We start from the raw sequence: 10944 nt of genomic DNA on the forward strand, positions 1-10944 counted from the left end.
TTATCATTGACTTTCTTCCAAACGAACGTTGTCAAACTTCACACTCATTGGTCCGGTAGGCTCGATTACAAAAATGTTTGCAATTGATGTCTCGTCAGCAAAGTTACCAGGCGCAAATCGGTTACCATTTGCCAACAGCTCAGCAATATTGATCCTAACTGTTGTCCATTCTCCTAGTGTTGGAATAGCCACTGAGGTATCACTGACTTTTGGCCAGCCACTGTCAAACTTGATTAACAATTCAACGCCCGAATCCAGACTTGCCACGTTCACATCAAATACTAAGGCGCTTGATGCTCCCCAAGAGCTAACATCAAAGGGCACACTGGCATTAAAGTACACATTACCCACAGCACCTGTTTTCACCACTTCAAGTACGCTGCCACGCTCATCTTCTGCAACTTCACTGTAACTAATGGCGCTGTCTGGATTGTAGCTATCAAAAACTAGGTCAGTAGATAATGCATCATCATACAAAGAGGTAACTGTCGGCTCAGGTGGATTTTCCAAACGAATGTTGTCGAACTTAGCAGATAAGGCACCTGTGGGCTCCAGAACAAAGATATTTGGTATGTTGGCACTGTCTGCCGCATTACCTGGCGCAAAACGATTTCCATTGGCTAATAGTTCAGCAATATTGATGCGTACTTCAACCCATTCGCCTGGTGCAGGTAGAGCGACAGAATAATCACTCACTGCGGGCCAACCACTATCAAACTTAACCAATAACTCCACCCCTGAATCAACGCTAGTGAGATACATGTCAAAAACAATCTCTGCAGCATCACTCCAGTTGCTTAGGTCGTAGGCAGGTGAAGCGGTTAAATAAACATTACCAGTAGCACCTGTTTTTACTAACTCAAGTACATTACCGCGCCCGTCCTCTTCGATCTGAGCGTAGGTCACAAAACTATCAGGGTTATAACTATCAAACACTAAATCTGATGCTGGCGCATCGCTGTAAAGGGTGATGATTTCAGTCCCAACAGGGTTTTCTAAACGTATATTATCAAACTTAACACTCATTGGGCCTGTTGGTTCAACAACAAAGATATTCGTTACGCTTTCTGGCTTAGCAAAGCTACCAGGTGCAAAGCGGTTTCCGCTGGCAAGTAGTTCCGCAATATTGATTCTGACTTCTGCCCACTCGCCTAATGCTGGCAGCACGACAGTGTAGTCACTTACGTTTGGCCAGCCACTATCAAGCTTAACTAACAACTCAGCTCCAGCTTCAAAACTCGCCACGTTAACGTCGAAAACCAATTCGGCATTTGGGCTATAACCTGTTAAATCAAAGGGTATAGCAGCAGTGAAATACACATTTCCGGTTGCGCCCGTTTTGACCACTTCAAGCACATTACCTCGGCCCGCTTCTTCTACTTGAGAATAAGATATCGCACTATCAGGGTTGTAACTATCAAAGCTCAAACCGGCACCTAAAGCATCATCATAAAGCATGGTTAATGGTGCTGGACCACTAGTACTTGGCGGAACAGGAATTGGCGCTTCACCAATAACAAGCGCCCCATCAGGATTTGCTTCACTTGCCTCAACTTTGTAGCCTTTACGAATGGTTTCACAACCTTTACCCGTATCTGGGTTAACGGAACATTCATAAACATGGACATAGTCAATTTCAAAGGTTTGACCATTGGCAAATGCTGTTTCATCAATGCCAGTGTTATTCACATTTGAAGGCCAATCGCCACCAACAGCTAAATTAAGTAACAAATGAAATTCTTGATCAAAGGGAGCAGCATCCCAATGTGTTTCAAGCTCACCGGTAGAAATGTCAAAATATTCCGCAAACCAACCCCGGTGGTTCAAGCCAACCGCTTCGCCCTTACCGTTATATTTGATTTCAGATGCCATTTGCGTTGCATATAAATAACCATCAACGTACCAACGAATTTCACCTTCTTGCCACTCTAAGGCATAGGTATGAAAATCGTCTGCAGGGTTTGCCATATCAGGCAAAGCATAAGCCTTTCCAGATGACTTATTTGCTGGCCATTCTTGACCGTAGTGCAGAGTACCGTGCACATATCCTTCAACATTACCGTCAGCATCTACGGTTTTTAAATTTACCGCTTCGATGATGTCGATTTCACCTGACTTAGGCCACCCGCCATAAACATAGTCGGTGGGTAACATCCAAAATGCAGGCCATGAGCCTTGCCCTTCAGGTAATTTTGCACGCATTTCAAAGCGACCATATTTAAAATCCGCTTTGTATCGGGTATTTAGCCGTGCAGAGGTATAAGGAAGTGCTGCGCCCTCTTCTGCAGGTTTAGCTACTATTTTTAAGGTTCCGTCTGATACAAATGAGTTGTCAGCAGCGTCGGTGTAACATTGTTGCTCGTTGTTACCACCACCATTGCAGTTGACTTCATGAGTCCACTTTTTGGCGTCAATAGTTGCGCCATCAAACTCATCGCCCCACACCAAAACCCAATCACTAACGGGCTCAGTAGGATTGACTACATCAAATTGAGTATTTGACTCAGAGCCGCCCCCACAGCTAAACAAACTTACAGCAGCCGCAACTACCGTCAGTCTTTGAATTTGTGTACTAATTGTGTTCATGCATTGAATTCCTAGTAGCAAAGTAAAACAAATGGAACCACACCCACATAATGTAAGCGCTTTCATCAAAATTAAATCAAAATGCTTAAAAGGTCAACATTTAATTAACATTAAACATTGCGCTTTGTTACAAAATCAATACCTCCAATTTGTATGATATATATGCTGAATATGGCGATAACCACGGAAAATGGGTAGCACTGCGCAGTAGTATGCGTATAAAGACAGTCCCTAATGGGTTTCAAACAAATCGGCGAACTGCAAAGGTAAACAATTTAGTTACAATTCGCGACCGTAAAAAATGAAAGCACTTACAATTTATAAACTAAATTGATTTAATAAATAGAATAAACGGTAAGGTAAAAATGATAAACAAGGTATGTGTTGAAGACGTCAACACATTAGGGCATGCACAGAGCGCTGTGCTTTCTGTGCATGCCTATTTTTACAATTCACATTTTAACAATGCAAGGTCTTTTGTTTGCGGCGTTAGTACGATGTCTGAAATAACAATGCTGGTATTTTCACTTGCTTGTAAGACGAACGGCGCGATAACTGACGCAAAATTTACACCTTTATTCGTAAAGCACTGTAGGTCAATTGTAATGGTTTGCCACTGGTCGTTATTTGCATCTATTAAGTCGACAAACGAGGTTTCGCCCTTACATTGTTCACCACATTCTATTGATAGCGAGATAGATTCAGGCAGGCCAGACAATAATTTGATATCAAATTGAATAGTTGAATGGCTGTCGCTTAGTGCACGAAAATCTTCAGGAAAGTTGCTCATTAATAAAAATTTAGCCTGACTGTTATCAAGCCAGGTGAGTTGCAATGAGTCTTCTTGAACCCGTCTATCTTGAGTACGAATAGCCATACTAGCTGTACTTAAGGTACTGCTGTTCATTTGCATCACGTTACCGTCATCAAGGGTTGCAACGTACCAAGGTGCAATCGCACGCCTATCAAACAATGCGCGAGTTTGAGTGCCTGAAGCCTCCTCAGCAACAACCTCATTTAAGTCATTGGCTAGTTCAGCAGGGCTGGTATAACTCAGGCCATAACCTAATTTGAATAAGGGCTGATAATCCTCATCATAAAAATTTAGTGGGGTTTGGCTTGGGGTCATGGGCCATGAAAAAGGCAAGCGCCCCGTGAAGTCATAGCTAGCGTCACCCGCTTCGTTTGCCATGATGACATCAGCCACCCCCTCGCCTTGGCTGCCAGGTAACCATGCTGCAACAAAAGCATCTGAAGCGTTGAGCTCAGGGTTGACCCACAGAGGACGACCACTTAAAAAGATGCTAACAGTGGGAATACCAGCTGCTTTAAGTTTTTTCAAAAGCGCTAAATCTCGCTTATTGCCACGCTGGTATTCAAGGTTATCGATATCACCATTACCTTCGGCATAAGGCTCTTCACCAAATACTACAATAGCAACATCAGGTTTATCGGTATATTCTCCGGTTTCCGAAAGCACAATTGTGCCGCCAGCGGCATCGACTTTTTCTTTTATACCTTGATAAATAGAATGACCACCGGGGAAGTCTTGGTTGTTATTACCTGTACCTTGCCATGTAATCGTCCAACCGCCGGACTGCTTGCCGATATTATCAGCGCCATCACCTGCGATTAAAATCGATTGCTGCGGCCTAATCGGGAGCAATTGCTTGTTATTTTTAAGCAATACTAAAGACTCTCTCACTGCCTGACGGGCCACTGCTCGATGGGCTTCGTTACCGATAACATTGTCTAAGTTTGCGAATTTTCTATCGGCTGGTGCAGGCTTAGTAAATAAACCTGCACGTACTTTAACGCGCAGGATACGGCTTACAGCGTCGTCCAGTCGCGACATCGAAATAACGCCGGTTTTTACTTGCTCTAAGGTATTTTCATATAGTGGCTTCCATGCTGGCGTCGCCACCATGTAGATATCAAGACCAGCATTCATTGCTTGTGGACAGCTCTCATTACTGCATCCCGGCACCTGTCCATGACCATTCCAGTCGCCCACCACAAAACCATCAAAACCCATTCTTTCTTTTAACACTTCAGTCAGTAAGTAACGACTACCATGTACTTTTTCGCCATGCCAACTATTAAACGAGGCCATTACCGATTGAGCTCCTGCGCTTAAGCCCCCCACATAACCTTGTGCATGGCGCTCGAACAAATGTTGTTCGCTTGATACGTTGTCACCTTGGTCATCACCATTAACAGTACCGCCATCGCCAACAAAATGTTTTACCGTAGAAATAACATTGTCGTCATTGAAATAGCCACTACTAGGATCACCCTGTAAGCCTTCCACAAATGCATGAGAGTATTCTCGAATTATTGCGGGATCTTCTGAATAACTTTCGTAAGTTCGCCCCCAACGATCGTCCTGTACGGTGGCCACGGTGGGAGCAAAAATCCAATCAATACCTGTGGCCATCACTTCTTTAGCGGTAATTTTTGCAACTTGTTTCATTAAGTCTGGGTTATGGGCTGCTCCCAAACCAATATTGTGTGGAAACAACGTCGCGCCGATAACATTGTTGTGACCATGCACAGCATCGGTGCCCCACATTGTGGGAATGGTAGAGCCGTCTTCACGGTCATCTATGGATGCTAAATACATTTTTTGTGCTAGGGCTATCCAATCTTGTGGCGTGGCATGTTTATCATTATTTGGAAAAGCACCTCCCCCATTCAGGTACGAGCCAAAACCATAACGGCGCATGTCTGCCACCGTGATATCTCGGATTTCCGGTTGAATAGTTTGTGCGACCTTTTGTTCGATCGTCATTGAACTCAATAAGTCAGCCACCTGGGCTTCAACAGTAGGATCCGACTTAATCTGAATATCTAACGCAGGCCAGAAGTCTGGCACTTTCGTTGTTGTCGCTTTATTTTCTATTGTCGTATTGTTGTCTGGTGCTTGACTGCAGCCTCCAACAGCAACCAAAGAGAGTAGCAACGCAGTGTGTAAAGGGGTAAATTTCATTAAAGGGGCACTCCTGATGAGTTAACTTGAGCATCATTCTGGCGAGGATTTGAACCAAACAATGCAAAATACGCGATATATGCATAACAAAGTACGGGTAATAAAAATGAAAGTTGCAAGCCAATTTGGTCGGCCAATAAGCCCTGGACAACCGGTACAATGGCACCGCCTACAATCGCTAAACACAGTAATCCAGAGCCCTGACTGGTGTTAGCCCCTAAACCAAACAAGCTCAGACTAAAAATGGTAGGAAACATGATCGAGTTGAATAGGCCAATCAACAGTATTGACCACATGGCCAATGGGCCTGAGCCTAAAATAGCGATCATTAATAAACAGACTGAAATCAAACAATTAACGCTCAGTAAAAGTTTGGGTGACACTTTCTGCATTAGCACGGCACCGATAAAACGTCCTACCATGGCGCCACCCCAATAATAGGCAATATAATTAGCAGCCACTGCTTGAGGCATATCTGCGATGTGCTTTTCGCCTAAGAAGTTAATCAATAAGCCACCGATTGACACTTCCGCGCCAACATAAGCAAATATCCCTAAGGCGCCTAACGTTAAATGGCGATGTTTAAATAAAGATTTCATGGATGAGATTTGCGTCGTATCAACTTGCTGAGGCTGAGTGCCTGACAACTTTACGTTCAAAAAATAAACCGCGAGCGCGACCAGCATTGATGCCAGCACAATATAAGGAACGATGACCTTTTGTGCTTCACTTTCGACATTTGATTGCACAGTGCTAAAAAGTAAATACCCGCCAATAATCGGCGCAATTGTGGTGCCTAAAGAATTGAAAGCCTGAGTCATGGTTAGACGGCTACTCGCCTTGCTCGCGCTGCCTAGTAACGTCACTAATGGATTAGCCGCAACTTGTAACACCGTAATCCCAGAGGCCAATACAAATAAGGCCCCTAGAAACATCCAATATAATTCTAATACAGCCGCAGGGATAAATAGAAGACAGCCCAATGCCGCCGTGAATAATCCAGAAGCAATGCCTTTTTGGTAACCAATCTTTTTAACAAGATTACCTGCAGGAACTGAAATAATGAAATAAGCACCAAAAAAACAGAATTGAATCAAATTAGCTTGGGCATAATTTAAAACAAAGATGTCTTTTAAATGAGGGATCAAAATGTCATTGAGGGCGGTAATGAAACCCCACATAAAAAACAACGAAGTTAGCGAAACTAGCGCAAAGCCATGTTTCTGTTCAGGTGCAAGCTGAGCATGAGCATTGCCTACCTCAGCCATTGGTATTTGAGCCATTTTTAACCCTTAGTAACAATAATTGAACAAAAAAGCCTATCGCGAACCCATTTTATTTATCTTTATCAGGCTTTAAAGCATTGATAAATAAGAATAAATTGAGCGCATAGCGCTTCACTGTAACATTTCTAATTGACGCAACATTAACATCGATATAACATTCATGTAAGCGCTTACAATAATTGCAACAAATAAAAATGTCTAGTTATTTATTGTTGTGAGCTATGCAAGCCTTCCCGAAATATGTCGTATAAAAAGAGAACTACCATGCTAAAGCAACCTGTCCTTCTTACCCATTCTCTGCAACTACCCAGCGACTCGCGTTTGTTGTCGAGCGATTTTACTTTTGGCGTGGCCACTGCGGCGTTTCAAATTGAAGGTGGGGCAACTTCAAGATTAAAAAATATATGGGATACCTTTTGCGACAAACCCAGCACAATTAAAGACCACTCAAATGGCTTGACTGCCTGCGATCACTTTTCCTTGTGGGAACAAGATATCGATTTAATCGCTTCATTAGGCGTTGACGCTTACCGCTTTTCGATATCATGGCCACGGGTGATTGATAAACAGGGACAATTAGTCAAAGACGGGGTAGATTTTTACAACAATATACTGGATAAATTACAGGCCAAAAATATCAAAGCCTATGTCACTCTCTATCACTGGGATCTACCTCAACATATTGAAGATATGGGTGGATGGCTCAACCGTCAAACAGCGTATTTATTTCAAAATTATGTCGACTTAATCAGCAAGGCCTTTGGCAACAAAGTATTCTCTTATGCCACTCTCAATGAGCCGTTTTGCAGTGCCTATTTAGGTTACGAAATTGGTGTGCATGCGCCGGGCTTAATCGGCCCCGAGTATGGAAAAAAAGCAGCTCATCATTTACTTTTGGCTCACGGTTTGGCCATGCAAGTTCTACAAAAAAACTGTCCGACTGCCTTAAACGGTATTGTGTTGAATTTCAGTCCTTGTCATAGTCTCACCGAAAATCCCGCAGACCTAGCAGCCGCTAAATTGGCCGATCAACATTTTAATCAATGGTATATCAGACCTGTTTTAGAAGGGGCTTATCCCGATTTAATCAATCAGCTACCCCATGCCCATAGACCTGATATTGTTGAAGGCGATTTAGCGATTATCTCGGCGCCCTTAGACTATATTGGCGTTAACTATTACACCCGCGAAATCTATCAGGCAGAAACTCAACAAGGGTTTCAAAAAGTCATGGATAAACCGCTGCCCCTAACCGACATGGGTTGGGAAATATATCCGCAAGGTTTATCAGAACTTTTACTCGACTTGCACCGTACTTATAAGCTACCCCCCATTTTAATCACTGAAAATGGTGCGGCCATGCCGGACAAAATTATCAACAACACCGTTAATGACCGACAACGTTTAGACTATTATCAAAGTCACTTATTGGCAGTAGACGACGCAATAAGGCAGGGCGTTGATATAAGAGGGTATTTCGCCTGGAGTTTAATGGATAATTTTGAATGGGCAGAAGGTTATGTCAAACGTTTTGGTATTGTGTATGTTGATTACGCAACGATGAAACGAACAATTAAGGCCAGTGGTTTAGCGTATCGAAATTTATTAAACAGCAGACCTCATCGTGTAAGTCATTCAATAGGTTAATTTATCTATGCTACATACTCGAGAAAAAATTGCCTACGGACTTGGTGACACTGCCAGCAACATCGTTTTTCAGACGGTCATGTTGTTTTTGTCTTTTTTCTATACGGATATTTTTGGTATTTCGCCTGCAATAGTCGGCACTATGTTTTTAGCCGTAAGAATTTTGGATGCGGTCACCGACCCACTGATGGGCGCGATAACGGATCGCACTCAAAGTCGCCATGGTAAATTTCGTCCCTACCTACTCTGGCTCTGCGTTCCTTTTGCCGCGATCAGTGTACTCGCATTCACCACACCTGATTTATCGATGCAGGGCAAAATTATTTATGCCTTTGTGACTTATAGCTTGTTGATGATTGCCTACACCGCAATCAACATTCCCTACTCTGCTTTGGGTGCGGTGATGACCAGCGACCCCGGTGAACGAGTATCTCTACAATCTTATCGCTTTGTTTGCGCCATGCTTGGTGGTTTACTCGTCACATCATTGACGTTGCCCCTGGTTGATTGGTTTGGAGCAGGAGACAAAGCCAAAGGCTACCAACTGACTATCGGCGCGATGAGTATCTTGGGCATTGGATTATTTTTATTATGCTTCTTTGGCACTAAAGAAAGAGTAATTGCACCGAGTGATGTTAAAACCACTCTCAAACAAGACTTTAAATCACTGCTGAAAAATGACCAATGGCGCGTGTTATGCGGGGCTGCTCTGTTTTTATTAATTGGCATGGTGCTGCGCTCAACACTGGCGATTTATTATGTGAAATACTACTTACAGCGCGAAGAGCTCATCACTGCGTTTATCACCTTAGGCATGATAGGCAATATAGTGGGCTGTTTATGTTCACCTTATATCGCCCGAAAAATCGGTAAAGTGAAAGCCTATATCGGATTGCAAGTCGTGGCTGCGATTATCAGTATGTTGAGCTATTTTATTGGCGCAGAGCAACTGTTCTTAGCATTTATTGCGTATTTTCTGTGGAGTTTCTTTATTCAAATGGCGACTCCACTTCTATGGGCAAAAATGGCGGACACGGTAGATTATGGACAGTGGTTAACGGGGATCAGAATAACCGGCATTGTATACTCATCAGTGGTATTTTTTATTAAACTTGGTCTTGCTCTTGGTGGTGCTTTTGCAGGTTGGTTATTAGCTTTTTATGGCTATGAAGCAGGAGCAGAGCAAAGTGATAGCGTGAAACAAGGCATCGTATTTTCATTTGCTATTTATCCTGGCATCGCTTCCTTGTTAGTTGCTTTTATAATGCGCTACTATCGCCTAACCGAAACAAAGGTCAGCAACATTCAAAAAGAGTTGAGTAAGGTGACCTAAGCACAACTTAATGCCTTTAAGGCAGCAGTGTTAATGGAATATTAGCTACACTATGGCAACAATTTATCAAGTCTCAGAACTCGCGGGTGTATCATTGGCAACCGTATCGAGAGTTATTAACAATAACTCTATTGTCAGTGAAAAAACCAAAAACAAAGTCTTATCAGCCATGAAAACGTTGGATTACCGTCCCAATACTATGGCGCAATCCCTTGCATCAAACCGCTCAAATAGTGTTGGAATTTTAGTTTCAGAATTACACGGTTCATTTTACGGCACCATGATGAGTGACATTGAACTTGCCCTACGTGAATTTGGCAAACATGCGGTTATCACCGCCGGCCACAGTGATGAAAAAAGCGAAAAAGAAGGGGTTGAGTTTCTAATTAGCCGCAGCTGCGATGCACTTATTTTGCATGTAGAAGCGGTGTCTGATGACTATCTAATTGACCTTAAAAAACGCAATATCCCTTTTGTTACAGTAAACCGCTACATCCCAGAAATAGCCTCAAATTGTATTTGCCTAGATAACGAACTAGGTGGTTACATCGCTACCCATTTTTTACTCCAACAAGGCCATCGTGACATTGCCTACATCGCAGGGCCTTTATGGAAAATAGATGCCAATGATCGTTATAAAGGGCATTTACGTGCCTTAGCTGAATTTGATGTACAGCCTCATCCAAGGCTTATGTTTGAAGGTAACTTTCAAGAAGAAGGAGGGCAAAAAGGCGTTCAATACTTACTGGAAACAGGCTTATCTTTTAGTGCCATTGCTTGCGCAAATGATGAGATGGCCGCTGGAGCCATGAGTGCCTTACGTGAAAAAGGCCGTCATATTCCTGACGATATATCGGTTATGGGCTTCGACAATCTCATTTTCAGTCGTTACACCTACCCTAAACTTTCAACCATTAATTATCCTATCTCAGCAATCGGCAAAACCGCTGCCAGCTGGGTACTTAATAATTTATATATTGATCGTAAAGAAGATATTCAGCATCTATTCACTCCAGAGTTAGTGGTCAGAGACTCTGTCAAAAAAATTAATTAATACATTTTGATCGCTTCATTGTCCCGTCCTAAAATAAATTGACGGTGTT

6 protein-coding genes are annotated in these 10944 nt (G+C 42.9%); 3 read left to right on the top strand and 3 right to left on the bottom strand.

Annotated features, from left to right (window positions below; translation table 11 throughout):
- Nucleotides 1-3: 3 nt before the first annotated feature.
- The 3 genes from NWQ57_RS17640 to NWQ57_RS17650 all read right to left on the bottom strand — a co-directional run bounded on the left by NWQ57_RS17640 (nucleotide 4) and on the right by NWQ57_RS17650 (nucleotide 6858).
- Entirely contained in the window at nucleotides 4-2586 is a 2583-nt protein-coding gene (locus NWQ57_RS17640; RefSeq protein ID WP_306023489.1) for a glycoside hydrolase family 16 protein, read from the bottom strand.
- A gap of 445 nt (nucleotides 2587-3031) precedes the next feature.
- Nucleotides 3032-5575, bottom strand: a complete 2544-nt coding sequence (locus NWQ57_RS17645; protein ID WP_306023490.1) for an exo 1,3/1,4-beta-D-glucan glucohydrolase — start codon at nucleotides 5573-5575, stop codon at nucleotides 3032-3034.
- Nucleotides 5575-6858, bottom strand: coding sequence for a sugar MFS transporter (locus tag NWQ57_RS17650; RefSeq protein ID WP_372340937.1), 1284 nt, complete (start codon nucleotides 6856-6858; stop codon nucleotides 5575-5577). Before NWQ57_RS17650 ends, NWQ57_RS17645 begins: the two co-directional genes overlap by 1 nt.
- Nucleotides 6859-7125: 267 nt before the next feature.
- Here NWQ57_RS17650 and NWQ57_RS17655 point away from each other — a divergent pair, with 267 nt between their 5' ends.
- Genes NWQ57_RS17655 through NWQ57_RS17665 form a run of 3 tightly spaced genes read left to right on the top strand, consistent with a single transcriptional unit; the run spans nucleotide 7126 to nucleotide 10895 of the window.
- A complete protein-coding gene (locus tag NWQ57_RS17655) occupies nucleotides 7126-8508 on the top strand; it encodes a GH1 family beta-glucosidase (protein WP_306023491.1) in 1383 nt (460 codons plus the stop codon).
- Between the two features lie 7 nt (nucleotides 8509-8515).
- Nucleotides 8516-9841 carry a glycoside-pentoside-hexuronide (GPH):cation symporter gene (locus tag NWQ57_RS17660; RefSeq protein ID WP_306023492.1) on the top strand — a complete coding sequence of 442 codons (1326 nt, stop codon included), beginning with the start codon at nucleotides 8516-8518 and terminating at the stop codon, nucleotides 9839-9841.
- A gap of 52 nt (nucleotides 9842-9893) precedes the next feature.
- Entirely contained in the window at nucleotides 9894-10895 is a 1002-nt protein-coding gene (locus NWQ57_RS17665) for a LacI family DNA-binding transcriptional regulator (protein ID WP_306023493.1), read from the top strand.
- Nucleotides 10896-10944 lie beyond the last annotated feature (49 nt).

The sequence above is a fragment of the Paraglaciecola sp. genome, assembly GCF_030730205.1.
In the GTDB taxonomy this organism is placed as follows: Bacteria; Pseudomonadota; Gammaproteobacteria; order Enterobacterales; family Alteromonadaceae; genus Paraglaciecola.